This window comes from Amycolatopsis sp. NPDC049253 (genome assembly GCF_040678995.1).
GTDB lineage: Bacteria > Actinomycetota > Actinomycetes > Mycobacteriales > Pseudonocardiaceae > Amycolatopsis.
This window is the reverse complement of record NZ_JBFAQX010000027.1, coordinates 20,491-45,066: the sequence shown is the minus strand read 5'-3', so window position 1 is coordinate 45,066 and position 24,576 is coordinate 20,491. Positions and strand designations below refer to the sequence as shown.

General features: G+C 74.0%; 21 protein-coding genes. 18 read left to right on the top strand and 3 right to left on the bottom strand.

Annotated features, from left to right (window positions below):
• Positions 1-59: 59 nt before the first annotated feature.
• Both AB0K15_RS37950 and AB0K15_RS37945 read right to left on the bottom strand, forming a co-directional pair.
• A complete protein-coding gene (locus AB0K15_RS37950; protein WP_364062126.1) occupies positions 60-248 on the bottom strand; it encodes a hypothetical protein in 189 nt (62 codons plus the stop codon).
• Positions 249-404: 156 nt separating this feature from the next.
• Positions 405-1,430: a hypothetical protein gene (locus tag AB0K15_RS37945; RefSeq protein ID WP_364062123.1), complete on the bottom strand. Its 1,026-nt coding sequence runs from the start codon at positions 1,428-1,430 to the stop codon at positions 405-407.
• Between the two features lie 298 nt (positions 1,431-1,728).
• On the opposite strand from AB0K15_RS37945, the gene AB0K15_RS37940 reads away from it, so the two are divergent.
• Genes AB0K15_RS37940 through AB0K15_RS37915 form a run of 6 tightly spaced genes read left to right on the top strand, consistent with a single transcriptional unit; the run spans position 1,729 to position 7,207 of the window.
• Positions 1,729-2,823: a [LysW]-lysine hydrolase gene (locus AB0K15_RS37940; RefSeq protein ID WP_364062120.1), complete on the top strand. Its 1,095-nt coding sequence runs from the start codon at positions 1,729-1,731 to the stop codon at positions 2,821-2,823.
• Positions 2,820-3,689 carry a RimK family alpha-L-glutamate ligase gene (locus AB0K15_RS37935; RefSeq protein WP_364062117.1) on the top strand — a complete coding sequence of 290 codons (870 nt, stop codon included), beginning with the start codon at positions 2,820-2,822 and terminating at the stop codon, positions 3,687-3,689. Before AB0K15_RS37940 ends, AB0K15_RS37935 begins: the two co-directional genes overlap by 4 nt.
• Positions 3,689-4,078 (top strand): hypothetical protein, encoded by a 390-nt coding sequence (locus tag AB0K15_RS37930; RefSeq protein ID WP_364062114.1) that lies wholly within the window; start codon positions 3,689-3,691, stop codon positions 4,076-4,078. The genes AB0K15_RS37935 and AB0K15_RS37930 overlap by 1 nt, the downstream gene beginning before the upstream one ends.
• Positions 4,075-5,424 (top strand): DegT/DnrJ/EryC1/StrS family aminotransferase, encoded by a 1,350-nt coding sequence (locus tag AB0K15_RS37925; protein ID WP_364062111.1) that lies wholly within the window; start codon positions 4,075-4,077, stop codon positions 5,422-5,424. The genes AB0K15_RS37930 and AB0K15_RS37925 overlap by 4 nt, the downstream gene beginning before the upstream one ends.
• A complete protein-coding gene (locus AB0K15_RS37920; protein WP_364062108.1) occupies positions 5,421-6,245 on the top strand; it encodes a transketolase in 825 nt (274 codons plus the stop codon). The genes AB0K15_RS37925 and AB0K15_RS37920 overlap by 4 nt, the downstream gene beginning before the upstream one ends.
• Positions 6,242-7,207, top strand: a complete 966-nt coding sequence (locus AB0K15_RS37915) for a transketolase C-terminal domain-containing protein (protein WP_364062105.1) — start codon at positions 6,242-6,244, stop codon at positions 7,205-7,207. The genes AB0K15_RS37920 and AB0K15_RS37915 overlap by 4 nt, the downstream gene beginning before the upstream one ends.
• Here the strand turns inward: AB0K15_RS37915 and AB0K15_RS37910 are convergent.
• Entirely contained in the window at positions 7,194-8,054 is an 861-nt protein-coding gene (locus AB0K15_RS37910) for a GNAT family N-acetyltransferase (RefSeq protein ID WP_364062102.1), read from the bottom strand. The genes AB0K15_RS37915 and AB0K15_RS37910 overlap by 14 nt on opposite strands.
• Before the next feature lie 39 nt (positions 8,055-8,093).
• Here AB0K15_RS37910 and AB0K15_RS37905 point away from each other — a divergent pair, with 39 nt between their 5' ends.
• The 12 genes from AB0K15_RS37905 to AB0K15_RS37850 all read left to right on the top strand — a co-directional run bounded on the left by AB0K15_RS37905 (position 8,094) and on the right by AB0K15_RS37850 (position 24,496).
• A complete protein-coding gene (locus tag AB0K15_RS37905; protein WP_364062099.1) occupies positions 8,094-8,657 on the top strand; it encodes a hypothetical protein in 564 nt (187 codons plus the stop codon).
• A complete protein-coding gene (locus AB0K15_RS37900; protein WP_364062096.1) occupies positions 8,647-9,684 on the top strand; it encodes a BtrH N-terminal domain-containing protein in 1,038 nt (345 codons plus the stop codon). Before AB0K15_RS37905 ends, AB0K15_RS37900 begins: the two co-directional genes overlap by 11 nt.
• Positions 9,685-9,777: 93 nt before the next feature.
• Positions 9,778-9,948 carry a lysine biosynthesis protein LysW gene (lysW, locus tag AB0K15_RS37895; protein WP_364062279.1) on the top strand — a complete coding sequence of 57 codons (171 nt, stop codon included), beginning with the start codon at positions 9,778-9,780 and terminating at the stop codon, positions 9,946-9,948.
• Positions 9,949-9,978: 30 nt separating this feature from the next.
• Positions 9,979-11,004 carry an N-acetyl-gamma-glutamyl-phosphate reductase gene (gene argC, locus AB0K15_RS37890; protein WP_364062093.1) on the top strand — a complete coding sequence of 342 codons (1,026 nt, stop codon included), beginning with the start codon at positions 9,979-9,981 and terminating at the stop codon, positions 11,002-11,004.
• 10 nt (positions 11,005-11,014) lie between these two features.
• Positions 11,015-11,887, top strand: coding sequence for a [LysW]-aminoadipate kinase (locus AB0K15_RS37885; protein ID WP_364062090.1), 873 nt, complete (start codon positions 11,015-11,017; stop codon positions 11,885-11,887).
• Between the two features lie 2 nt (positions 11,888-11,889).
• Positions 11,890-15,189 carry an amino acid adenylation domain-containing protein gene (locus AB0K15_RS37880; protein ID WP_364062087.1) on the top strand — a complete coding sequence of 1,100 codons (3,300 nt, stop codon included), beginning with the start codon at positions 11,890-11,892 and terminating at the stop codon, positions 15,187-15,189.
• Entirely contained in the window at positions 15,186-16,322 is a 1,137-nt protein-coding gene (locus tag AB0K15_RS37875; RefSeq protein WP_364062084.1) for an acyl-CoA dehydrogenase family protein, read from the top strand. The genes AB0K15_RS37880 and AB0K15_RS37875 overlap by 4 nt, the downstream gene beginning before the upstream one ends.
• Complete coding sequence (locus AB0K15_RS37870) at positions 16,319-17,392, top strand: acyl-CoA dehydrogenase family protein (protein ID WP_364062081.1); 1,074 nt, start codon at positions 16,319-16,321, stop codon at positions 17,390-17,392. Before AB0K15_RS37875 ends, AB0K15_RS37870 begins: the two co-directional genes overlap by 4 nt.
• Before the next feature lie 20 nt (positions 17,393-17,412).
• Positions 17,413-18,738 (top strand): M20/M25/M40 family metallo-hydrolase, encoded by a 1,326-nt coding sequence (locus AB0K15_RS37865; RefSeq protein WP_364062078.1) that lies wholly within the window; start codon positions 17,413-17,415, stop codon positions 18,736-18,738.
• 11 nt (positions 18,739-18,749) lie between these two features.
• A complete protein-coding gene (locus AB0K15_RS37860; RefSeq protein ID WP_364062075.1) occupies positions 18,750-22,091 on the top strand; it encodes an amino acid adenylation domain-containing protein in 3,342 nt (1,113 codons plus the stop codon).
• Complete coding sequence (locus AB0K15_RS37855; RefSeq protein WP_364062072.1) at positions 22,088-23,689, top strand: condensation domain-containing protein; 1,602 nt, start codon at positions 22,088-22,090, stop codon at positions 23,687-23,689. The genes AB0K15_RS37860 and AB0K15_RS37855 overlap by 4 nt, the downstream gene beginning before the upstream one ends.
• Before the next feature lie 9 nt (positions 23,690-23,698).
• A complete protein-coding gene (locus AB0K15_RS37850; protein WP_364062069.1) occupies positions 23,699-24,496 on the top strand; it encodes an alpha/beta fold hydrolase in 798 nt (265 codons plus the stop codon).
• The last annotated feature ends 80 nt before the right edge of the window (positions 24,497-24,576 follow it).

The following is a 24,576-nucleotide window of genomic DNA, read 5'->3' as shown; positions in this document are numbered from 1 at the left end:
TGCTCGGGGCAACGAATCGGCGTCGCGGCGGTCCGTGGATCACCGCAGCGGCAGGGGAATCACCACTCGATGCCGCCGGCGTCGGAGCCGTTGCCGCCGTCGTTCGGCTTGTCCGAGGAAGCGGACACGACGTGCTGAGCGGCGGGCCGCGGCGCGGCGGTGGCGAGATCGGCGGCGACGGCCTGCATCGTCACGGCGGCGGCGGCGAAAGCGACGAGGGCGACAGCGCGACGGGCGACGTTCGACATGAGAGGCTCCTTGGTTCGGTGTCCGAGGATTCGTTCCCGGTGGTCCCCGGGTTCCTCCGGTGCAACCGAGTTTTCCCGAACCAGGGAGGGGAAAACAGGGGTTACCAACCTCAAGAAGCTGCGTGGCAACAAGTTACGCGGGCGGCGACGACCCGGTCAGTCGAGCAGTCCTCGCTGGTGGGCCAATACTCCGGCCTGGAACCGGCTCTGCGCGCCCAGGGAGTTGGTCAGGTCGGCGATGTACCGCCTACAGGTACGCACCGAGATGCCGAGGCGGCGCGCGATCACTTCGTCCTTCGCGCCGGCGGCCATCTGGACCAGGATCGACTGCGTCACTTCGTCCAGCGTCTCGCCCGCGTCGTCGGCCTCCAGCACGGGGAACGGCCGGGCCGCGTGCCACAGCAGTTCGAACGCGTCGAGCATGTGGCTCACGACCGCCGGTTCGCGCACGATCACCGCGCCACCCTTGGGATCCCCGTCCACGGGCGGCAGCAAAGCCACCTCGCGGTCGAAGACGATGAGTCTTCGGGGCACGATCGGCGTCGTCCGCACGTGGGCGCCGCGCTTCGTCACGGCGGCGACATACCGCTGGGTGGGAACGTGCTGGCGCGCCGAGTGCTGCAGCATCGACCGCATGACGACGCCGCGCTCCAGCACCATGAGGTCGCGGCCCAGGCTCCGGCTGAGCTGGTCTTCCGCCATGCCACTGCCCGGGTGCGCGATGTGCACCTCGCGGCTGCAGCGCCGCGCGAGATCGGCGAGCAGATGCCGGACCATCGCGACGTCCTCCACGACGTCGATCGCCTCGGCCTGGCGCCGGACCTGGCGCGCCTCGAAGTACGTCGGCAGGAGCGCGAGCAGCTCCCGCCGCACCGCCTCCTGCGCGGCTTCGCGCCGGCGCAGCTCGGCTTCCTCCGACGTGAGCAACGCGGAAACGGCCGAGTCGGGCCCGATCGCGTCGTACTGGCGGTTGGGGTCGAGCGACGGCCGCAGCAGCATGAGGTCCTTGAGCGAGCCGATGAGCTCCCGGAGGTAGCTCTCGTCGAATCCGAGCTGCGTGCTCGCTTCCGCGATGGTCCAGGCCGGATGGCCGACCGCGAGCTTGTACAGAAGCACGGCGTCCGGGGTCAGCTGGGCCACCAAATCGGCGAGATCGCCGGCCGCATGCACTTCTCGCGTCACGATCCGCAGTATTCCGGCTGCGCAAGGGTTCGGTCGAACACTGTCCGGCGTTGTGGCTGGTGGCGTCTGACGGTCTTCCCTATCCTGTCCGTATTCTGCAGAAGATCGGGCACATTCTCTGCCCTGGAGTGCGCTGCGGTCGCAGTCGTGCTCCTTCACTGTCTTCGCTCCCGCGGCCCAGGGAAAGTCGGGGCAATGCCCGACGTGTCCCGGCCATCAGCGGTTGACACGCTCGGTGCCGGGTCCCGCCGAGCGAGACCCTCCGATTCCGTTCGAACCCGGGAATTGCGAGGCTGTCATGATCACCGACCCACCGGGCGCGGTGTCCCTTCTGCGTGAAATGGTCGGTTTACGCTCTCTTTCCGGTTCCGAGCGTGAGCTGGCCACGTGGCTCGTGCGCCGGCTCACCGGTGCCGGGTTGACCTCCTGGCTCGACGGGGCCGGCAACGTGCACGCGGTCGCCGGCTCGGCCGACGGCCCGGAGCTGATGCTGCTGGGTCATCTCGACACGGTCCCCGGCGAGGTGCCCGTCCGCGTCGAGGGCGACGTGCTGCACGGCCGCGGCGCCGTCGACGCGAAGGGACCGCTGGCCGCGTTCCTCTGCGCCGCGATCCGGCTCGACGGCCGGATCCCGGCCCGGGTGCACGTGGTCGGCGCGGTCGACGAGGAGCGGACCTCGATCGGCGCCCGCCACCTCGTGCGTTCGGTACCTGCGCCGGACGCCGTGGTGATCGGAGAACCGAGCGGGGCCGACGCGGTCGGGGTCGGCTACAAGGGCATGCTCCGCTACCGCCTCGACGTGAGCCGGCCCTCGGCTCACACGAGCTCGCCGGACGCGACGGCGGCGGAGGTCGCCGCGGCGCACTGGGCGCGCGCGTGCGACTGGCTTGCTCGCGCCCACCCCGGTACGAGCACGCGGTTCGACCAGGCCTCACCCGCGCTCGTGCGGATCGAGGGCGATCTGGAGACGGCCGTGCTGGAGGTTTCGTGCCGCGTGCCGCCCGCGTTCGACGTCGCGGAGTTCACCGCGCTCCTGCGCGAGTGGGCGCCGGGTGACCGCGTGACGGTGCCGGAGAGCGTGCCCGCCGTGCGATCGAGCCGGACCGACCCGGTGGTGCGCGCGCTGAGTGCGGCGATCCGGAGCGGCGGGTCCCGGCCCGGGACGAAGCTCAAGCTCGGTACCTCGGACTGGAACGTCGTCGGCCCGGTGTGGGACGTGCCCGTGGCGGCGTACGGACCGGGTGACTCGAAGCTCTGCCACACACCCGAGGAGCACCTGTCGCTGACCGAATACCTGCGGGCCATCGACGTGCTCACCGAAGCGCTGCCTCGGCTGGCCGGTGCCCTCCGGCCCGTGGTGACCGCCGGGGCGGGGAGAAGGGCGACACCGTGACCAACGATCGACGACCACTCGCGGTCCTGACCTCCCGCATCAGGCTGGAGGAACGGCTGATCCTGCAGGAGCTGCGCCGCCGCAACGTCGAATTCGAGCAGGTGGACACGCGCCGCCTGGTCTTCCGGCTCGACGGCCCGCTCGAGGTCCGATACCGGGGAGCCGTGACCCGGGAGATCTCGCACACCCGCAGTGCCTACGGCGCCCGGCTGCTCGAACACGCCGGGGTGCCGGTGGTGAACGGCTCGCGGCTGATCACCCTGTGCGGGGACAAGCTCCTGACCACGCTCGCGCTGCGCGAAGGCGGGGTCCGCACGCCGCGCACCATGGCCGCGCTCGTGCCCGAGGCCGCGCTCGACGAGCTGGACCGGTTCGGCTACCCGGCCGTCGTCAAGCCGCTCACGGGTTCGTGGGGCCGGCTCGCGGCGCGGCTGGCCGACCACGAGAGCGCCGAGGCGATCCTGGAGCACCGCGCGGCGTTCCCCGGGCCGGTCAACCAGATCACCTACGTGCAGGAGTACGTGGACAAGCCGGGCCGCGACATCCGCGCCTACGTGTTCGGCACGGAGGTCGTCGGCGCCACCTACCGCATGTCCGAGCACTGGCGCACCAACGTCGCACGGGGCGGGCGCTCCGAGGTGTGCGTGCCGAGCGACGAGCTGACCAAGCTGCTCTCCGCGACGGCCGAGGCGATGGGCGAGGGCGTGCTCGGCGTGGACGTGTTCGAAGACCGGGAAGGCAGGCTGTATGTGAACGAGGTCAACCACACTCCCGAGTTCCACGGCGCGGTCGAGGCGCTGGGCGAGGACCTCGTGACGCGGTACGTGGACTACGTGCTCGGCCAGCTCGACCTGTGGGCGGCGTGATGGACCTGGTGCTGACCCCCGTGCCCGAGTCCCGCACCGTGCCGGGGCGCTGCCCCGAGCTCGCGGCGGGACCGCTGACCTGCGCCGGGCAGACGCTGACCGTGCCGCCCGGCCGCTACGACTGGCTGTGGCTCACGGTGAGCAGCCCGGTCGCGCTCACCGCCACCGCCTGGCTCACCTACGCCGGTGGTCTGGACCCCGAACCGCTGGCGGTGCCCGGGGGTTCCGGCCGCACCGTGCGGCTGCCCGTGACGCGGCGCGACGACCTGCGGGCCGTGCGCCTGCCCGACGAACCCCGGCTGCGGCTGCACGAGGTGACCTTCGTGCGCCCGGGCCGTCCCTACCCCGAGCCGTACCCGGGTTCGGAGAAAGTGGTGTCACCCTCATGACGAAGCTCGCGATGTTCGGCGGCACGCGGACCGTCGGCCCGCCGAAGACGCTGAAGGCCGGGATCGGCTGGCCGGTCGTCACGGCCGAGGACGAGGCCGCGGTCGCAGGAGTGCTCTCGGCCGGCCTGTTCACCTCGAACGACGCCGGCCGCGGCGAGGTCTCGTGGCTGCAGCGTGATTGGGCCGAATACGTCGGCACCCGGCACTGCGCGGCGGTGGTCAACGGCACGGCCGCGCTGGAGCTCGCGCTGGCCGCGCTCGACCTGGAGCCCGGTTCGGAGGTGCTGGTGCCGTCGCTGACGTTCATCGGCAGCGCCGTGCCCGTGGTCCAGCGGTTGCTGGTCCCGGTCTTCGTGGACGTCGACCCCGTGACCTTCACCATGAACCCGGACGCCGCGGCCGCGGCGATCACGCCGCGCACGCGGGCGATCATGGCCGTGCACCTGCACGGGGTGCCGTGCGATCTCACGCGCCTGAGCGACCTCGCAGAGCGGCACGACCTGCACCTCATCGAGGACGCCGCGCAAGCCCACGGCGCCACGCACCTCGGCCGGCGCGTGGGGTCGATCGGTGACATCAACGCCTCCAGCCTCAACGTCACGAAGAACCTGCCGACCTGCGGCGAAGGCGGCCTGGTCACCACCGACAGCGACGAGCTGCACGAGCAGGTGGTGCTGCGCCGCCAGTTCGGCGAGTCACTGGAGGCGGGCCGCGAGCGCGACTACCTCTCGCGCGTGCTCGCCGGGAACCTGAAGCTGAGCGCCGTGCAGGCCGCGTTCGCGCGCAGCCAGCTCGAGCGCCTGCCGGAGTACGACGCGGCCCGCGCCCGGAACGTCGAGGCGTTCCTCGCGCGGCTCGCCGAGCTGCCCGGAGTGGTCGTGCCGACGTGCCCGCCCGACCGCACCCACGCGTGGCACATCCTGCGGATGCGGCTGGACCCGGAGGCGGCGGGGATCGGCGACGTCCCGGCGGGACCGTTCCGCGCGGTGGTGCAGCGGGCGTTGCGCGCGGAAGGCGTGCCCGTGCAGCCGTACCAGATCGTGCCGCTGCCGGGGCAGCGCGCGTTCCGCGACTTGATCGGGCTCGGCGGCGGGTACCCGTGGCGCCTGCCGGGTGCGCGCCACGTCGACTACCGCGCCGAAGACCATCCCACGGCGCTGGCCGTGATCGAGGACTCCGTGACCATCCAGCGCTGGCACCTCAACCCCGCGGCGGGGCCGGTGCTCGACGCCTGCGCCGACGCGTTCGCCAAGGTGTGGCGGAACCTGGACACGCTCGCCGGGCTCGCCCGTTCGCTCGACTACCGCGCGCCGTGGCACGCGGCCGAAGCGGAGCTCGCCGCATGAGCGCGCCCGCGGTGGCACCGACGATCGCCGAGCGCGCGTTGCGCGTGCGCGAGGAGATCCTGCAGATGGCGGCGGGGGAGCACGGCGCCCACGTCGGCGGCGGGCTTTCGGCCACCGACGTGCTGTGCGTGCTGTACCTCGAGGTCCTGCGGCTGCGCCCGGACGAGCCCGGCTGGCCCGGCCGCGACCGGTTCGTGCTGAGCAAGGGCCACGCCAGCGCGGCGCTCTACGCCGTGCTCGCCGAGGCGGGTTTCCTCGAACGCGAGGAGCTGGAGACCTACTGCAAGGCGGGGAGCCGGCTGGCCGGGCACCCGCTGCGGCGGCTGCCCGGCGTCGAGTTCCCGACGGGTTCACTGGGACACGGCCTGTCGCTGGCCACCGGGATCGCGCTCGGCCTGCGCCGTGCGCACAGTGAAAGCCGCGCGTTCGCGCTGCTCGGCGACGGCGAGCTGCAGGAAGGGTCGGTGTGGGAGGCCGTGATGCTCGCCGGGCACCTGCGCCTGGGCAACCTCACGGCGATCGTCGACCGCAACCGCCTGCAGATCACCGGGTCCACCGAGGACTGTGTCGCGCTCGAGCCGCTCGCCGACCGCTGGCGAGCCTTCGGCTGGGACGTGGTGGAGGTCGACGGCCACGACCATGCCGCGCTGCGCACGGCCCTCACGACGACGGGCGCGCGCCCGACGATGGTGCTCGCCCACACGGTCAAGGGCGCCGGGGTGCCGATGTTCGAAGGTGACCGGCGTTCGCACGCCGTGAAACTCTCCCCTCGCAACCACCGCCGCGCCCTGGCCGGCCTGCGCGCGGGAGCGGCGTCGTGACGGCCGCGCCGGTGCGGACGTGGGCCGAGCGGTACGCGCCCAGCACCCGCGAGGTCTACCGGCGCACCCTGCTGGAACTCGCGGCGGACGACCCGCGGATCCTGTGCCTCGACTCCGACATGGGCGGGCTCGACGACCTGTTCGGGCCGGTGCTGCCGGAGCAGTACGTGAACGTCGGCATCGCCGAAGCGAACCTGGTTTCGGTGGCCGCCGGGCTCGCCGCGACGGGATTCCTGCCGTACGCCAACACGATGTCGGGCTTCGCGTCGGCGCGCGCGTGCGAGCAGGTGAAGATCGACGTGGCGCACAACAACCTGCCCGTGCGGATCGTCGGCACCCACGGTGGGTTCTCGGCGGGCCACTACGGGCCGACGCACCACGCGCTCGAGGACCTCGCGATCCTTCGGACGCTGCCGAACCTCACCGTGGTCGTGCCCGCGGACTCGGCGGAGACCGAGTACGCCGTGCGTGCCACGGCGGGGCTGCCGGGCCCGCTTTACCTGCGGCTGGGCCGAAACCCGGCGCCGCCGGTGTACGACGGGCCCTACCAGTTCCGCGTCGGCGAAGCCGTGCGGCTGCGTCAGGGCGAGGACGTGACGATCGTGGCGACCGGTCCGCACCCCGTCACGATGGCGCTCGAGGCGGCGCGGGCGCTGGCGGTGCGCGGGATCTCCGCGCGTGTGCTTAATGTGCACACCGTCAAGCCGTTCGACACCGCGGCGATCGCCGCCGCGGCGCGGGAGACCGGCGCGCTCGTGACCGTGGAGGACCACGTGCTCGCCGGCGGCCTCGGCTCGGCGGTGTGCGAGGTCGTCGCGGGGATCTGCCCGGTGCCCGTGCGCCGGATCGGCGTCGCGGACCGCTTCCACGACAGCGTCGGCACCGAGACCGACCTCCTCGACGGCGCCGGCGTGAGCGCCCGCGCCGTCGAGGAGGCGGTGCTGTCCCTCAGGAGTGCCTGACCGCCGGCGCGCGCCACCACGCCAGCAGTCCCTTGTGGACACTCCGGGGCAGCGCGTAGGCCGGGACCAGCGCGGCGGGGCGATCGTGACCGGCGATCGCCCCGCCGTGCGTTTCCCGGACCGCCTCGAGGTCTTCGGCGGTCGCGCCCGGCCAGTGGTCGGCGCCGAGGAACCGGGCGCCGGCGGCGGGGGAGTGGGCCGCCGCGCCCGCCACGGTGCCGTGGGAGACCCGGCAGGTCGTGGTGCCGCCGAAGGACCACCAGGTGACCACGACACCCGCGGTCACCTCCGACGCGTCGCCCGCGAGGGGGTCGGTCCACGGCCGCGGCGCCAGGGCGGGGTCGCGGCGCATCCGGACCTCCGACAGCGGCTTGTCGGCCGCGCCGAAGTGGTACAGCGTGCGGTAACCCGTCTTGCCGTAGAACGCCGGAGTGCCGCGCTCCACCACGGCGTTGAGCTCGACGGCGGCCCCGGCGCGCGCCGCGCCGGACTCCAGGGCGGCCACGAGGGCGCGAGCCAGGCCGGTGCCGCGTGTCCATGGCGCGACGGCCAGCCGCCGGACCTCCCACACGTCCGGCGCGGTGGCCGCGCGGACCGAGCCGGCGCACCGGCCGTCCACTGTGGCCACCCAAAGTCGGGTGCCGGCCGCGAGGTCGGCGAGCACCGCGGCGCCCGTCTCGCGCGCGCCGTCGGCGACGGGCAGCCCGGGCACGGCGTCGCCGGCCGCGTAGGCCACGCGAGTGGTCGCGGCTATTTCTTCGGCAAAAGCCGGGGAAATGCCGGACAACGGCGCGGCGGTGATCGTCGGGGACAATTCCGGGGAACGAGATCTGTCGACAACGGACATGACTCGAAAATAGAGGATGTGAGGCCGGTGGAAAAGACCGTGATCGAGCTCGGTCGGCATTTCGACGGAACGGGGGTGCAACCCGAGGGCACGTCGGGGGACTACGGGTTCAACGTCTGGCGCAACACCTTCCCGGCGGAGGAGTTGCCGCCCGCCGGCTCGGTGCGGGAGGTGGCGGGTGTGACGTTCGCGTTCCCCGCTCCGAACGCCGACGGCGCCGACAACGTCCGCTGCCGAGGGCAGCTCGTCGCGGTGCCCGAGGGCCGCTACGACTGGCTGTACCTGCTCGGCGCGGCCGAGCGGCGCACAGAGGACGAGGTGGAACTGCACCACGCCGGCGGCACCGTCCGGCGCTCCTGGCTGCGGATGTCGGACTTCTGGCCCGAGACCCCGGCCCGCTTCGGCGAGCCGCTCGCCTTCTGCACCACCGGCCTGCGCTACCCGCGCCACACGCAGGCGGGGCACTCGCCCTCGATCTGGCAGCAGCGCGTCGCGATCGCCGAGCCCGACCCGCTGGTCGCGGTCCGGCTGCCGGACAACCCCGCCATGCACGTGTTCGCCCTGACCGCTGTCGCCGACGAGGAGTCCCGCTGTGCGCGTTGACCTGGGTCCCGCCGGCCGCTGGCGCCACGACCTGTCCCACTGCCTGCACACCACGGCCGGGGTGCTGCTCACCTTCCACGGCCTCGACCCCGTGCGTGTGCTCGGCGCCGGCTGGGGCTTCTCGCACCGGCCCGGCGACGTGCGCCGCGAGGAGTACTTCTTCCCCGGTGAAGGCCCGTTGTTCGCCGACCTGGCCCCGCACCACGCCGTGTCCTCGGTGTGGCACGAGCCCGCTGACGCCGACTCCGGCTGGCGCGAGGTCCGCGCGAAGCTCGCCGCCGGCACGCCGGTGGCCGTGGCGGCCGACAACTTCCACCTGCCCTTCCGGCCCGCCTACCGCGACGTGCACACCAACCACCTGCTGACGGTGTTCGGCTTCGACGACGAAGCGGGCGAGGTTCTCGTGGCCGACCCGGTGCCGCCCGCGTTCCAGGGCGCCATCTCGCTCGAGACCTTCACCGCGGCGCGCGACTCGGGCAACCCGATCCGCCACGACCGCGACATGTTCTTCACCGCCAACCCGATCGGGAACCGCTGGCTGGAGCTCGTCGTCGGGCCCGAGCAGCCCGCGTTCGACCTCGGGTTCGTCCGCCACGTGCTCGCGGCCAACGCGGCGGCGCTGGGCGAGGGCCGGGTGACGCCGGGCCTCGTGACGGGCCTGGCCGGCCTGCGGCACACGCTCACCGGCCTGCTGGAGCGCTACGAGGGAGACGAGGTCGCGGTCGACGACCTGTTCATCCTCGGGGGTGCCGTGCTCGCCGTGACCGGTCTGCACGCCGAGTTCCTGGCGTTGGCCGGGCGCCGGTTCGGGATGTCCGGGCTGGGCGAGCTCGCCCGCTCGGTCGACCGGATCGCCCACCACTGGGCCGCGTTCCGGATCGCCGTCGCCACGGGCCGCGCCGACCGGGCCGCGGCGGTGCCGGGGCTGCTGGCGCGGGCGGAGCGGCTGCTCGCCGCGTACGAGGTCGTCGCCGGCGAGATGGCCTGTCTCGGCACGGTCGCGGCCCGCGTGCGGGTGCCGGCGTAGGGGAGATCACCGACTCCTCGACGGCGCCGCCGCGCGCCATTCTTGACCCAGCGCCGCCGGATCGGCGGATCGACGGAAGGAATTCCCGTGACGATGACCCTGCAGGAATGCCCCGAATGCGCGGGGAAGGTGTCGGTTCCCGAGGCACCGGAATTGAGCGAAATCGTCGAATGCGCGGAATGCGCGGGCGAGCTCGAGGTCGTTTCCGTGAGCCCCGTGATGCTGGCGCTCGCGCCGGAACCGGACGAGGACTGGGGCGAATAGTCACCGGCCGAGCGCGAGAAGGGAAATCAGGTGATCGACGTCGGGATCGTCGGCGGCGCCGGCTACATCGGCGGTGAGCTGCTGCGGCTGCTGCTCGGCCACCCCGAGGTCCGGGTGGTCGCGGCCACCTCCGCCAGCGCGCCCGGGCGCCGCGTCGACGGCGGCCACCCGAACCTGCGCGGGCTCACGGACCTCACGTACGTGCCGCCGGCCGAGCTGCCCGAGTGCGACGTGCTGTTCTTCAGCTCGTCGGGCCTGGGCGACCTCGAGAAGCGGGCCGAACTCCAGGACCGCGGCAAGATCGTCTACGACCTCAGCCCCGACCTGCGCTTCGCCGACCCGGCCGACTACGCCCGGTTCTTCGGCGCCGAGCACCCCGCCCCCGAGCTGCTCGGCACGGCGGTGTTCGGCTCGCCCGAGCTCAACCGCGAGGCGCTGCGCACGGCGGACCTCGTCACGGTGCCCGGCTGCATGGCGACGGCGGGCATGCTGGCCCTGCACCCGCTGGCCGCCGAGGGGCTCGTGACCGGGCAGGTCTCGGTCGACGGCCGCATCGGCTCCAGCGGTTCGGGCGCCACGGCGGGCGAGCACAACCTGCACGCCGAGCGCGCGAACATGCTGCGGGTCTTCGCCCCGGCCGACCACCGCCACCAGGTGGAGATCGCGCAGGCGACCGGGCTCGACGTCGTCATGAGCGCCACCGGGATCGACGCCGTGCGCGGAGTCCAGGTGGTGTGCCGGGCCGAGGCGGCGCCCGGGGTCACCGAACGGGCGCTGCGGGCGGCCTACCGGAAGCACTACGCGGACGAGCCGTTCGTGCGCGTGGTCGCCTACAAACGCGGCAACTACCGCTACCCCGAGCCGAAGATCCTGCTCGGGTCCAACCACTGCGACGTCGGGTTCGCGCTGTCCGGCGACGGGAACCGGGTCGTGGCCGTGGCCGCGATCGACAACCTCGTCAAGGGCGGAGCGGGCAACGCCGTGCAGTGCCTCAACATCCGCATGGGCTGGCCCGAGCGCACCGGGCTCGGCTTCACCGGGCTCCACCCGAACTAGGGAACGGGTCATGACCGACAACGCCGACGGGATCACCGTCGTGAAGTGCGGCGGGCGCGCCGGCCTCGACCGCGAGGCCGTCTGCGCCGACGTTGCCGCCCTCGTGGGGACGGGCCACCGGATCGTGCTCGCGCACGGCGGTTCGGCCGACGTCGACGCGCTGGCCGAACGCCTCGGGGTTCCCCAGCGCCGGCTGACGACGCCGAGCGGTTCGTCCAGCCGCTACACCGATCCGCGCACGCTCGAGGTGCTGCTGCTCGCGCTGGCGGGCAAGGTCAAGCCCGCGCTCGTCGGCGGGCTCGTCTCGGCCGGCGTCGACGCGGTCGGGCTCACCGGCCTCGACGGCGGGCTGCTGTCCGCGCGCCGGACGGCCGTGCACCGCGCGGTCCTCGACGGGCGCCCGATCCTCGTCCGGGACGACCACAACGGACGGATCACGGCCGTCGACACCACGGTCCTGCGAGTGCTGCTCTCGGCCGGCCTGACCCCGGTGGTGTCGCCGCCCGCACGGGGCGGAGACGGCTTGCCCGTGAACGTCGACGCCGACCGCGCGGCGGGAGCGATCGCCGCCGCGCTGCCGGCCACTCGTCTCGTGCTGCTCACGGGTGCGCCGGGCGTGCTCGCCGATCACACGGACGAGACCTCGCTCGTGCGCGACCTCGCGCTGCCACCCGACGGGCCGGTGTCCGCGGCCGCCGTCGGCGGCATGACGGCGAAGCTGCAGGCCGCGCGCGACGCGCTGCGCGCCGGGGTGGGCGAGGTGCTGATCGCCGACGGCCGGGTCGCTTCGCCGGTCACCGCCGCGCTCGCCGGAGCCGGCACCAGGGTGCGACTGGCCGCACCGTCCACGCACGTCGAGCCGCCGCTGGCGGTCGGGAGCTGATGATGCCGAACACCACCAAGACCACCGGCGGCCTCGCCGACATCCGCCGCACCCTGCTGGCCGTGCGCGAGAAGCAGCGCGAGGCCGCGTCCGGCGCCGGCGACGGTATCCGCCCGGCCGACCGCGACCGTCCGCTTCCGCTGTCGTTCACCCAGCAGCGGCTGTGGTTCCTGGACCGCTGGACGCCCGGTCAGCCCGTGTACAACGCGCCCATCGCGCTGCGGCTGCACTGCGTGCTGGACCGCGAGGCGTTCGCCCGCGCGCTCGGCCGGCTCGTCACGCGCCACGAGGTGCTGCGCACGAGCTACCCGGCGGAGAACGGCGTGCCCACGCAGGTGGTGGCGCCCGCGCCCGACACGATCCCGTTGCCGGTCGTCGACTTCTCGGGTCTGCCCCGCGCGGAAGCCGAAGAGCGCGCCCGCGAGTTCGTCGGCGGCGAGGCCCGCCGGCTGTTCGACCTCGAACGCGGGCCGATGCTGCGCCCGGCGCTGGCCCGGCTCGCCGCCGAGGAGTACGTGCTGGTGCTGGGGATGCACCACATCGTGACCGACGGCTGGTCCACCGGAATCCTTGTGCGCGAGCTGATCGAGCTGTACCAGGCCGAAACGGCCGGCCGCGAGCCCGTGCTGCCGCCGCTGCCGATCCAGTACGCGGACTACTCGGTGTGGCAGCGCGGCCGGCTCACCGGCGAGGCCGTGGAGCGCCAGCTCGCCTACTGGCGCGAGCGCCTCACCGATCTGCCCACGGTGGACTTTCCCGCCGACCGGCCCCGGCCCGCCGTGCCGACCCGCGCCGGCGCGACGCTCGAGGCGATGCTGCCGCAGGCGCTGGCCGACGCGGCCAACCGGCTCGCGCTCGAGCACAAGGTGACGCTGCTGACCGTGCTGCTCTCGGTGTTCACCGCGGTGGTGGCCCGCTACACCGGCCAGGACGACATCGTGCTCGGCTCGGTGTTCTCGGGCCGGACCCGGCCCGAGGTCGAGCACCTCCTGGGCTTCTTCTCCAACACCCTCGTGCTGCGCACCTCGACCGCGGGCGACCCGGAGTTCCGCGAGCTGCTCGCCCGCACCCACGAAACCGTGATGGGCGCGCACTTCAACCAGGAGCTGCCCTTCGGCCACCTCGTCGACGAGCTCGCGCCCGAGCGCGACCCGTCGCGCAACCCGTTGTTCCAGACCAGTTTCACGCTGCAGCACTCGGCGGTCGAGTCGGCCGAGGTGGGTGACGTGCGGGCCGAGGCGTTCCCGCTGGAGCTCGGCACGGCGCGGTTCGACCTGGCGGTGCAGGCGACCGAGGTCCCCGGCGAGGGCCTGCGGCTGTGGGCCGAGTACTCCACCGAGCTCTTCGACACCGCTCGCATCGAGCGGCTCTTCGGTCACTTCGCCCGCGTGCTGGAGGCGGCCACCGCCGACCCCGGCGTGCGTCTGGCCGGGCTTCCGCTGCTGACGGACGCCGAGCACCGGCGGCTGACCGGCGCGTGGAGCGCGGCCCCGGCCCCGGCCGGCGCGCCGGAGACCTGCCTGCACGAGCTCGTGGAGTCCGTTGTGGACACCCGGCCGGACGCGGTCGCCGCCACGTTCGGCGGCACGAGCCTCACCTACCGCGAGCTCGACGAGCGGGCCGACCGGCTCGCCGCCGCCCTGCGTGAGCGCGGCGCCGGCCCCGAGACGGTCGTCGCCGTGCTCGCCGAGCGCGGGCTCGAGCTGCCGGTGGCGTTCCTGGGCGTGCACAAGGCCGGCGCGTCCTACGTGCCGCTCGACCCGGACCACCCGCCCGCACGGCTGGCCGCGGTGCTCGCCGAAGCGGGCGCGACGCTGGCGGTCACCACGCCCGGCCTCGCCGCGGCGTTGCCCGGGACGGTGGAGCCGCTGTTCGTGACGGAGGAGGCGCTGGCGAAGTACCCGGCCGTCCGGCAGGCTTCCGGCGCGCGCGCCGGGAACCTCGCGTACACGATCTTCACGTCCGGTTCCACCGGCCGGCCCAAGGGCGTGCAGGTGACGCACGGCGCGATCGTGTCGTTCGTGCGCGGCATCGTCGACGTCTTCCGCCTCGGCCCGGGCGACCGGGTTCTGCAGTTCGCCAACCCGGCGTTCGACGTGAGCCTCTTCGACTTCTTTGCCGCCCTCGGCTCCGGCGCCACCGTGGTGCAGGCACCGCGCCGGGTGCTGCTCGACCCGGCCGAGCTGACCACGCTGATGCGCACCGAAGGCGTCACGGTCACGGATCTGCCGCCGGCGGTCCTGGGCCGGCTCGACCCGGCGCAGCTGCCGGAGCTACGGGCGCTTTTCGTGGGCCTGGAGGCGTTCCCGGCCGAGCTGGTGAACCGCTGGAACACCGAGGGCCGCGAATTCCACAACGGGTACGGGCCCACCGAGGCCACCGTCGCGTGCATCGACCACCGGTGCCCGCACGAGCACCACGACGCCATGCCGCCGATCGGGCTCCCGCTGCCCGGCTACCGCGCGTACGTCGTGGACCCGGCCGGGAACCTGGTGCCGGTCGGGGTCGCGGGCGAGCTGCTCGTCGGCGGCGCGGGGCTCGCGCGCGGCTATGCCGGGCAGCCGGCGCTCACGGCCGAGAAGTTCGTGCCGGACCCGTTCGGCTCGGGGGAGCGGCTCTACCGCACGGGTGACCTCGTGCGGCGGCGGGCCGACGGCGCGCTGGAGTTCCTCGGCCGCGCCGACAAGCAGGTGAAGATCCGCGGCCTGCGGATCGAGCCCGGCGAGATCGAGCAGGCGCTCACCGCGCTGCCGGAGGTGGGCGAGGCGCACGTGACCGCCCAGGGCCAGGGCGCGGACGCACGGCTCGTCGCCTACCTGACCCCCGCGGGGGCGGCCGCCGTGGAAGTGGACGCGGTGCGGCGTGGGCTCGTGGAGCGGCTGCCGTCCTACCTCGTGCCCGCCGTGTTCGTGGTGCTGCCCGAGTTTCCCCGCGGGGCCAGCGGAAAGCTCGACGCGGCGCGCCTGCCCGCGCCGGGCGAGGCCGCCGTGCCGGCCGCCACCGTGGCGCCGCGGACGCCGACGCAGCAGACACTCGCCCGGATCTGGGCCGAGGTGCTCGGCGAGTCCGGATTCGGCATCCACGACAGCTTCTTCGCCATCGGCGGCAATTCGATGAAGGTGACGCAGCTGGTCTCGCGGATCCAGGACGAGTTCGGCGTGACGCTGGAGCTGCGTGATCTGTTCGTCAACTCGACCGTCGCGGAGCTGGCCGAGGTCGTGGAGGCCGCGGAGCTCGCGGAGGTTTCCGACGAAGAGCTGCTCGCGTTGCTGGCGAAGGCCGGCGAGGGAGGTGCCCGATGACCGTCGCGGAGTTCCGCCGCCGGGTGCGGGAGGTCCTCGGGAACGCCGACGTACGAGCCGAGGTCGCCGAGATCGCCGCGTACGGGCCGGACCGCGAGAGCGGCAACCCGCGTGCGTACCGGGCCTTGGGAGAGCACGGCCTGCTCGCGCCCGCTTGGCCCGCCGAGTACGGCGGCCTGGGCCTCGGCGCGGCCGAGGCCGCCGTGATCACCGAGGAGCTGGTCTACGCCGGAGTACCCGACGACGCCCACGTGCTGAGCGTCGACATCGTCGGCGCGTTCCTGCTGGCGGCCGGGACCGAGCGGCAGAAGGCCGAACACCTGCCACCGCTCGCGCGTGGCGAGCGGATCGCCACCGTGCTGTTCACCGAACCCGGGTGCGGGTCGGACCTCACCGCGCTCACCACCCGCGCCCGGCGCGAAGGTGAGGGCTGGCGGCTGCACGGCACCAAGATCTACACGCAGAAGTCGCAGTTCGGCGACGTCGCCCTCTGCGCGGCGCGGACCACCGCCGGCCCGGTGGCGATGCACGGCATCACGCTGTTCCTGCTGCCGCTGCGCTCGGCCGGTGTGCACGTGGAGCCGTTGCCGGGCCTGGCGAACGACCGGTTCTCCACGGTCCTGATCGACGGCGTCCTGCTCGGGCCCGAGGCCGTGGTGGGTGCCGTGGACGACGGCTGGCGCCTGATGACGGACATGCTGCAGCTGGAGCGCACCGGCATCGACTTCCACGCGAAAGCACGCCGGCTGCTCGACACGGTGGTGGACCGGGCCGCCGCGACCGGCCAGCTGGACGACGCGGAGCTGGCCGGACGGCTCGCCGAGCTCGACGGCGCCGTGCGCGCGGGCGGCACCCTGGCGTGGGAGATGGTCGCGAACCTCGACCGCGGCACGCCGGACCCGGTGGCCTCGGCGATGACGAAGTGGTTCGTCACCGAGCAGTTCCGACCGCTGCTCGCCGCGGGCGCGGACGTCTTCGGCCTCGACGGCGCGCTGTCCGTGCACGACGAAGAAGCGCCGGCGCTCGGGCAGCTCGACGCGGCCTACCGCGTCGGTCCGGCGCACCGGCTGGCCTCGGGCACGTCCGAGGTCATGCTGTCGGTGGTCGCCACCGCAGGATGGGGGTTGTTGTGACGACCGTGGTGGAAACTTCGCCGGCGACGCTGCGCGAACGGTGCGCCGAGCTGTTCGACGACGAGCTCTCCCCGGTGCTGCGCCGCATCGGCCAGCACCGGACCGGAGCCGGTCCCGATGAAGAAGACCGCGCACTGCGCGCGGGAGTCTGGGCGGCGCTGGCGGAGCTGGGTGCGCTGGCACCCGCCGCCGGCCGGACCGCCGACGATCGCGTCGCGCTCGCCGACGTGGCCGAGCTGATGGGCGCCGCCCTCTACCCGAGCCCGTACGCCGGCACCGTGACCGCGGCCGCGGTGGCCGGTCCCGGGGTCCTGGCCGGAATCACGGCGGGGGAGCGGACGTTCGCCGTCGCGTGGCACACGGAGGGCACGGCGGACCCGGCCACACCCGGTCCGGAGTGGACGCACGGGCCGCTGTCGGGCGAACGCCGGTTCGTGGCGTTCGCGTCCGAAGTGGACGAACTGGTGGTGCCGGTCGCCGCCGGGGTCGCGTTCGTGCCGGTGGACCAGCCGGGCGTGCGGTTCCGGCGCCACGACGAGCTCGGCCGCGGTGACCTCCACGCCGTGACCCTCGGGTCCGCCCACGCGCGCTTCGTGCCCGCCGACCCCGCGGTCCTGCTGGCCGGTGCCCGCGTCCGGCACGCGGCGTACCTGGCCGGGCTCGCCCGCGGCGCGCTGGAGCTCGCCGTGGCCCGGCTGAAGGACCGTACGGCCTTCGGCGGGCCGCTCGCGAAACAGCAGGTGCTGGCCCACCGCGTGGCCGCGCTCGCGTCGCGCGCCGCGGCTGTGCTCGCGTTCGCGCGGGCCACGGCCCGGCGCCCGGCCGACGACCCGGGGCTGCCACTGGCCGCCGCGCAAGCGCTGCTGCTGGCCGCGGAGCTCGCCCGCGAGAGCGCGGCCGAATCGGTGCACCTGCACGGCGCCGCGGGCATGACCGAACGCCACGACGTCTCGCTCTACTACCGCCGCGCCGCCGTCGACGTCCCCGCGCTGGGCACGCCGCGGCAGCTGCGCCGCCACGCCGGCGCCCTCCTGGCCGCCGCCCACCGCCGGAACCCGTCGCACCGCTGAGGAAAAGGACCGTCCCCGCCATGCCTGCCCACGCCGTCCCGCTGCTGCAGGACCTGATCCGCATCAACACCGTCAACCCGCCGGGAGACGAAGGGCAGTGCGTCGCCTACGTCGAGCGGTTGCTGTCGGCCGCGGGGATCTCGACCAAGATCTTCGGGCTCGACGACCGGCGCACCAACCTGATCGCCCGGATCCCCGGCCGGGGCGAGGCCCCGCCGCTGCTGCTGCACGCACACTCCGACGTCGTCGGTGTCACGGGCCAGAACTGGCTCTACCCGCCGTTCGACGGCCTGCTCGTCGACGGCGAGGTGTGGGGCCGCGGCGCGATCGACATGAAGGGCGGCCTGGCGATGATGCTCGCCGCGCTGCTGAACCTGCGCGAACGCGGCGAGTCGCCCGCGGGTGACGTGGTGCTCGCCGTGGTCGCCGACGAGGAAGCCGGCAGCGAAAGCGGCGCCGGTTTCCTCGTCCGCGAGCACCCCGAGCTGTTCGACGACGTGCGGTACGCCATCGGCGAGGAGGGCGGCGCCGGCGTCGAGCTCGGCGGGGTGCGGTTCCACCCGATCGTCGTCGCGGAGAAGCGCGCGGCCTGGCTGCGCCTGCGGCTGCGCGGCGCCGGGGGCCACGGCTCGCGGCTCGCGCCGCCGGACGCGACGATCGCTCGCCTCGGCGGGGTGCTCACCGCGCTGAGCGGCGTCCGGCTGCCGCGGCACCCGACGGCCGCGGCCGATCGGATGCTCGCCGCTCTCTCGGACGCCCTGCCGGAGCCATTGGCGGCCGAGGTCGCCCGCCTGCGCCACGACAACGTGCGCGACGCGGTGCCGTCCGGCCTGCCACTGGAGGAGGCGCTGCTGCTCGACTCGGTACTGCGGCACACGGTCAACCCGACCGTGGTGCGGGCCTCGGACAAGATCAACGTGCTGCCCAGCGAAATCACCGTCGACCTCGACGGGCGCATCCTCCCGGGCGAGTTCACCATGGCCGGTTTCCTCCGGGAAGTGCAGGACCTCGTCGGCCACGACGGCGAGCTCGAGGTCCTGCTGGAGGGCGAAAAGGTGCCCGCGGACATCGCGGAACCGGAGTTCGGCCCGTTCTACGAGTGCCTCACCGGGGTACTGCGCAAGCTCGACCCGATGGGCGTCCCCCTGCCGATGGTCACGCCGGCCTCGACCGACGCGCGGTTGTTCGCCCGGCTCGGGATCCGGTGCTACGGCTGGCTCCCGCTCCGCCTGCCGCCGGGCAGCGGCCACCGCCGCCTGCTGCACGTGGCCAACGAACGCGTTCCCGTCGATGCCCTCGAGTTCGGCACCGACTGCCTGACCGAGCTGCTGCTCGGCTACCGCTGAAGGAGATCACCATGGCACCGCACAGGTCTTCCGCCGACCGGCAGGCGCTCTTGCGGCGCCTGCGTGCCCAGCAGGGGCTGGGCGTCGCGGCCGGCGTCGCTCCCCGGCCGGATCCGCACGCGCCGGCCGCGCTCTCGCCGGGGCAGCGGCGGCTGTGGTTCTTCGACCGGCTCCGGCCGGGAAGCGCCGCGTACACCATCGGCTGCGGCCTGTGGCTCGACGGGCCGCTCGACGTCGCGGCGCTGACCGCCTCCCTGTCCGCCGTCGTCGCACGGCACGAAGTCCTCCGCACCACCTACTCCGATGTGGACGGTTCGCCGGTCCAGCTGGTCCGGCCCGCCACCGCCATCTCGCTGCCGGTCCAGGACGTGGCCGGCGACGACGACGCGCGGGCCGAAGCCGCGGCGTCCGTCCGCCGCCCGTTCGATCTCGAAAACGGGCCCGTTCTGCGGGCGGAGCTGCTGCGCGTGACCGCCGAACGGCACCTGCTCGTCCTGGCCGTGCACCACATCGCCGCCGACGGCTGGTCGCTGCAGCTCCTCGTCGGGGAGCTCGCGGAGGGCTACCTGGCCCGGGTCGAGGGCCGCGAGCCCGCCGCGACCCCGCCGCCGGTCCAGTACGCCGACTTCGCCCGCTGGCAGAACGAGTGGCGCACCGGCGCCGCCGCGTCGGCACAGCTCGACTTCTGGGCCGGCGCGCTGGCCGGTGCCCCGTTGGCCGACCTGCCCGCGGACCGGCCGCGCGTGCCGGAAACCGGCTTCGCGGGCGACGTCGTCGTGACCTCGCTGCCCGCCGAGGTCGCGGCCGCCGTCGCCGCGCTCGCCGAGCGCGAGCGGACCACCCCGTTCGTGGTGCAGCTGGCGGCGTTCGCCACGGTGCTCGCCCGCTGGTCGCGCCAGGCGGACGTGGTGGTGGGCGTGCCGGCCGCGGGCCGCAGCCGCGCGGAAGTCGCCTCGCTCGTCGGGTTCTTCGTCAACACGCTGCCGGTCCGCCTCGACCTGGGCGACGATCCGGAGTTCGGGGAGCTGGTCCGCCGCACCAGCGCCGCGGTGCTCGACGCCCAGACCAACGGCGAGGTCCCGTTCGACGACATCGTCGAACGGCTGCGCCCGGAGCGGGACACCGGGGGACGCACCCCGCTCGTGCGGCACCTGTTCCAGGCCGACGAGACCCCGCTGCCGGCGCTGCGCATCGGCCCCCTCGGTCTCACCCCGGAGCCCGTCGACACCGGGGTGGCGAAGTTCGACCTCGGCGCCGACGTGCTCCGCCGCGCCGACGGCGGTCTCGACCTGCGTGTCGAGTACAGCACGGAGCTCTACGACCGCGCGACGGCCGAGCGGTTCGCCGGCAGCCTGCGGCTGGTGCTGGCGCACGCGGACCCCGCCGCGCGGGTTTCCGCGCTGCCGCTGCTCGACTCCGCCACCCAAGCCCACATCACCGGCACGCAGAGCGGGGCGAAGGTGCCGCCGCTGCCGGCGCCGTTCCGCGCGGTGCACGAGTACTTCGAGGACCAGGTGGACCGCACGCCCGACGCGGTGGCCGTCGTGTCCGAAGCGGGCACGATGACCTACGCCGAGCTGGAGGCCCGTGCCAACCGGCTGGCCCGGCAGCTGCGCGCGTCCGGGGTCGGCCGCGGCTCAGTGGTCGGCATCGCCCTGCCGCGCGGACCGGAGCTGATGGTCTCCCTGCTGGCCGTGCTCAAGGCCGGTGGCGCCTACCTGCCGCTCGACACCGGCTACCCGCCGGCCCGGATCGAGTTCATGGTCGCCGACTCGCGCGCCGAGGTCGTCATCACCGACACCGCGCGGATCGATCCGGAGCTGCGGGGCGCGCTCGCCACGGCGCCCCGGCTGCTGTGCGTGCGCCGCGACGCCGCGGACGTGGCCGGGCGCCGGGACAGCCGCCTGCGGATCCCGGCCCGCCGCAACGATCTCGCCTACGTGATCTACACGTCCGGCTCCACGGGCCGCCCGAAGGGCGTGATGAACGAGCACCGCGGCGTCGTCAACCGGCTGCTGTGGATGCAGGACGCCTACCGGCTCGCGGTGGGGGAGGGCGTGCTGCAGAAGACGCCGACGAGCTTCGACGTGTCGGTGTGGGAGCTGTTCTGGCCGCTGATGACCGGAGCGCGCTGCGTGCTGGCGAAACCCGGCGGCCAGGGCGACCCCGAGTACCTGGCCCGGCTGATCGCCGCCGAAGCCGTCACCACCGTCCACTTCGTACCGTCCATGTTGGACGCCTTCCTCGCGGCCGACGACCTCACCGGCTGCGCCGGAGCGCTGTCCCGGATCGTGTGCAGCGGCGAGGAGCTGCCCGGCCGGCTGGTGGACCTCGCGGCCCGCCGCCTGCCGGGGGTGCCGGTGTTCAACCTGTACGGCCCGACCGAGGCCGCCGTCGACGTCACCTGGCACGAGTGTGTTCCCGGATCCGGGCCGGCGGTGCCGATCGGCACCCCGATCGGCGGCGCGCGCACCTACGTGCTCGACCCCACCGGCGCTCCGGTGCCGCACGGGGTGGCGGGCGAGCTGCTGCTGGGCGGCGTGCAGGTCGCCCGCGGCTACCACGATCGGCCGGCGCTCACGGCCGAGCGGTTCGTCCCGGACCCGTTCGGCGAGCCGGGCGGTCGGCTCTACCGCACCGGCGACCTCGCCCGGCTCCGGGCGGACGGCGCGATCGAGTACCTGGGCCGGATCGACAACCAGGTCAAGCTGCGCGGCATGCGGCTCGAGCCGGGGGAGATCGAGGCGGCGCTCACCGCCCACCCGGCGGTCGACTCCGCCGTCGTGGACCTGCGCACCGGCCGCGGCGGCACCCCGGCGCTCGTCGGCTACGTCCGCCCGGTCGACGGCGGGGAGCTGGCGGGCGCCGAGCCGGGAGAGCTGGGCGCCCGCCTCAAGGCGCACCTGCGCGACCGGCTGCCCGCGCACTTCGTGCCCTCGGCGTTCGTCCCGGTGCCGCGGTGGCCGCTCTCGCCCAACGGCAAACTCGACCGGCGCCGCCTGCCCGACCCGGCCCCCGAGACGGCGGCCGAGCACGTCCCGCCGTCGTCGGAGCTCGAACGCCGGGTCGCCGAGGTCTGGCAGGAGGTGCTGGGGCTGGAGCGCGTCGGCGTCACCGACAACTTCTTCGACCTCGGCGGTCAGTCCCTGCTGGCCACCCAGGTGATCTCCCGGGTCACCGCGCAGTTCGGCGTCAAGCTTCCGCTCGGGCGGCTCTTCGACAGCCCGACGGTCGCCGGCGTCGCCGAAGCCATCGCGGAGAACGCGCGGCCGGCGGCCGCGGGTCCCGCGCTGCGCCAGGTCGACCGTTCCGCCTACCGCGTCCCCACCCGACGACCAGGAGTTGCCCGATGACCGAAGAGCTCTACGTGCTGCCCGCCTCGTTCGGGCAGCGGCGCCTGTGGCTGGCCGAGCAGACCCGGCCCGACACCTCGCTCTACACCATGGGCACGGCCCTGAGACTGCGCGGCGCGCTCGACGTTCCGGCACTGGAGCGAGCCCTCACCGAGGTCGTCGCGCGGCACGAGGTGCTGCGCAGCGTCCTGCGGCTCACCGGTGCCGAGGTGAGCCAGGTCGTGCGGGCGCCGGAGCCGGTGAAGATCACCACGGTCGAGGTCGGCGGTGGTCTCGACGCGGTGGTCGCCGAGGCCGGGCGGCTCGCCGCCGTGCCGTTCGACCTCGGCGCGGGCCCGTTGCTGCGCTGTCACCTGCTGTGGGTCGGCGACGACGATCACCTGCTCCAGCTGGTCGTGCACCACAGTGTGCTCGACGGCGAGTCGACGCAGGTCCTGCTGGGCGAGCTCACCACGCTGTACCGGGCCTTCGTCGAGGGCACCGAACCCGAGCTGCCCGAGCTGCCGCTGCAGTACGCGGACTACGCGCTCTGGCAGCAGGGCCGGCTCGATTCGGGCGCGCTGGAGGACCAGCTCGCGTACTGGCGCGGGCGGCTGGCCGGTGCCGAAGAGCTGCGCCTGCCCGCCGACCACCCGCGCCCGGCCGTGCCCACGTTCGCTTCGGCGACGGCGCCGGTGAGGATCCCGGCCGCGGCGATCCGGCGGCTGCGCGAGACCGTGGCGGCCGGGGTGACGACACCGATGATCGCGCTGGCCGCGTACGCCGTCGTGCTCGCGCGGTGGAGCGGGCAGGACGACGTGGTGGTGGCGGTCCCGGTCGGCGGCCGCACCGAGGTGGAGCTCGAACCGCTCATCGGGTTCTTCGTCAACACGGTGGCGGTGCGGGTGGACCTCGCCGGCGACCCGTCGTTCGAAGCCGTGCTGCGCCAGGTCCGGGACGCGAGCCTCGCCGCCTACGCCCACGCCGAGCTGCCGTTCGAGCACCTGGTGGACCAGGTCCGGCCCGACCGCCGCGCCGGTGTGCTCCCGATCGCCCAGACGATGCTCACCGTCCAGCCCACCGCGGTGTCCGGCGGCTTCGCCGTCCCCGGCGTCCGGGCGGAGCCCGTGCCACTGCCGCAGGACCGGCTCGTCTTCGACGTCAAGCTCGACGTCGCCGAACAGGACGACGCGCTCACCGGGGTGCTGATCGGTCGCACCGAGCTGTTCGACCCCGAGACGATCGCGCTCGCCGCACGGTCGTTCACCAACGTCCTGCGCTCGGCGGCGACCGCGCCGGGCACCGCGGTCTCGGCGCTGCCGTGCCCGATCGCCGGCCGGGCCGGGGTGACCACGGTGGCGGAACCGGCCGCGCCGGCCGCGGCGGGCGACGGTGACGGCACCCCGTCCACGCCGGCCGAGCACCTGCTCGCCGGGCTCTGGCGCGAAGTGCTCGAGCTCGCCGAGGTCGGCGTCGACGACGAGTTCTACGCCAGCGGCGGGAACTCCCTGCGCGCCGTGCGGATCGTGATGCAGGCGCGGGAGGCCGGTGTCGAGCTCCCGATGAACGTGCTGCTCGGCGAGCACACGATCCGCGGGCTCGCCGCCGCCATCCGGTAACCCACTCCCGTGAACGAGGTCACCATGGAAACCCCGATCGCCGGCTCCCGGCGGGCGGCGGCCGCCGGGACGGGGCAGCGCTGGCTGCGCCGTTTCTCGGCCCCGCCCGCGCCGCGGCTGCGGCTGGTCTGCTTCGCCCACGCCGGTGGGTCCGCGAGCTCCTTCCGCACCTGGCCGAGCTCGCTGCCGCCCGACGTCGAGGTCCTGGCGATCCGTTACCCGGGCCGCCAGGACCGGCTCGCCGAGCCGTGCGCGGAGACGCTCGACGGTCTCGTCGGCGATGTCGTGGGCGCGCTCGCCGAGCCGCTGTCGGACGGTGTGCCGTTCGCCTTCTTCGGGCACAGCATGGGATCCGCGATCGCGTTCGAGGTCGCGGCACGCCTCGACCGGCGATGCGGGCTGCGGGCCGCGGCGCTGTTCGTCAGCGCCGCGGCGCCACCGCACCTGTACCAGCCCGGCACCCTGCACCTGGCCGACGACGACGCGTTCGTGGCCGCCCTGCGCCGCCTGGGCGCGGCCGACGGCGAGTTCTTCGCCCACGAGGAGCTGCGCGCGATGGTGCTGCCCTCGATCCGTGCGGACTTCCGCCTGATCGAGACCCACCGCCCAGGCCCACCGGTCCCGCTCGCGGTGCCGATCCGCGCGTACTCGGGCACCGGCGACTCCAGCGTCGACGTCCCGGCTTTGCTGCGCTGGGCCGAGCTGACCACGGCCGATTTCACCCACCACGCCTTTCCCGGCGACCACTTCTACCTCGTCCCGTCGGAAGCCGAGCTGCTCGCCGACCTGGCCCGGCACCTGCCCTGAGCCACCACGGAAAAGGCGGCCACCGGTGATCTTGGGTGCATGACCGGGAAGCGTTGGCGTAACGGACGCCAAGCGTCGGG

What these genes read in the sequence shown, in the direction of transcription:
- AB0K15_RS37865 (WP_364062078.1), top strand. Translation starts at nt 17,413, where the DNA reads ATGCCTGCCCACGCCGTCCCGCTGCTGCAGGACCTGATCCGCATCAAC.
- AB0K15_RS37920 (WP_364062108.1), top strand. Translation starts at nt 5,421, where the DNA reads ATGAGCGCGCCCGCGGTGGCACCGACGATCGCCGAGCGCGCGTTGCGC.
- lysW (WP_364062279.1), top strand. Translation starts at nt 9,778, where the DNA reads ATGACCCTGCAGGAATGCCCCGAATGCGCGGGGAAGGTGTCGGTTCCC.
- AB0K15_RS37880 (WP_364062087.1), top strand. Translation starts at nt 11,890, where the DNA reads ATGCCGAACACCACCAAGACCACCGGCGGCCTCGCCGACATCCGCCGC.
- AB0K15_RS37885 (WP_364062090.1), top strand. Translation starts at nt 11,015, where the DNA reads ATGACCGACAACGCCGACGGGATCACCGTCGTGAAGTGCGGCGGGCGC.
- AB0K15_RS37925 (WP_364062111.1), top strand. Translation starts at nt 4,075, where the DNA reads ATGACGAAGCTCGCGATGTTCGGCGGCACGCGGACCGTCGGCCCGCCG.
- AB0K15_RS37930 (WP_364062114.1), top strand. Translation starts at nt 3,689, where the DNA reads ATGGACCTGGTGCTGACCCCCGTGCCCGAGTCCCGCACCGTGCCGGGG.
- AB0K15_RS37875 (WP_364062084.1), top strand. Translation starts at nt 15,186, where the DNA reads ATGACCGTCGCGGAGTTCCGCCGCCGGGTGCGGGAGGTCCTCGGGAAC.
- AB0K15_RS37855 (WP_364062072.1), top strand. Translation starts at nt 22,088, where the DNA reads ATGACCGAAGAGCTCTACGTGCTGCCCGCCTCGTTCGGGCAGCGGCGC.
- AB0K15_RS37860 (WP_364062075.1), top strand. Translation starts at nt 18,750, where the DNA reads ATGGCACCGCACAGGTCTTCCGCCGACCGGCAGGCGCTCTTGCGGCGC.
- AB0K15_RS37950 (WP_364062126.1), bottom strand. Translation starts at nt 248, where the DNA reads ATGTCGAACGTCGCCCGTCGCGCTGTCGCCCTCGTCGCTTTCGCCGCC.
- AB0K15_RS37940 (WP_364062120.1), top strand. Translation starts at nt 1,729, where the DNA reads ATGATCACCGACCCACCGGGCGCGGTGTCCCTTCTGCGTGAAATGGTC.
- AB0K15_RS37910 (WP_364062102.1), bottom strand. Translation starts at nt 8,054, where the DNA reads ATGTCCGTTGTCGACAGATCTCGTTCCCCGGAATTGTCCCCGACGATC.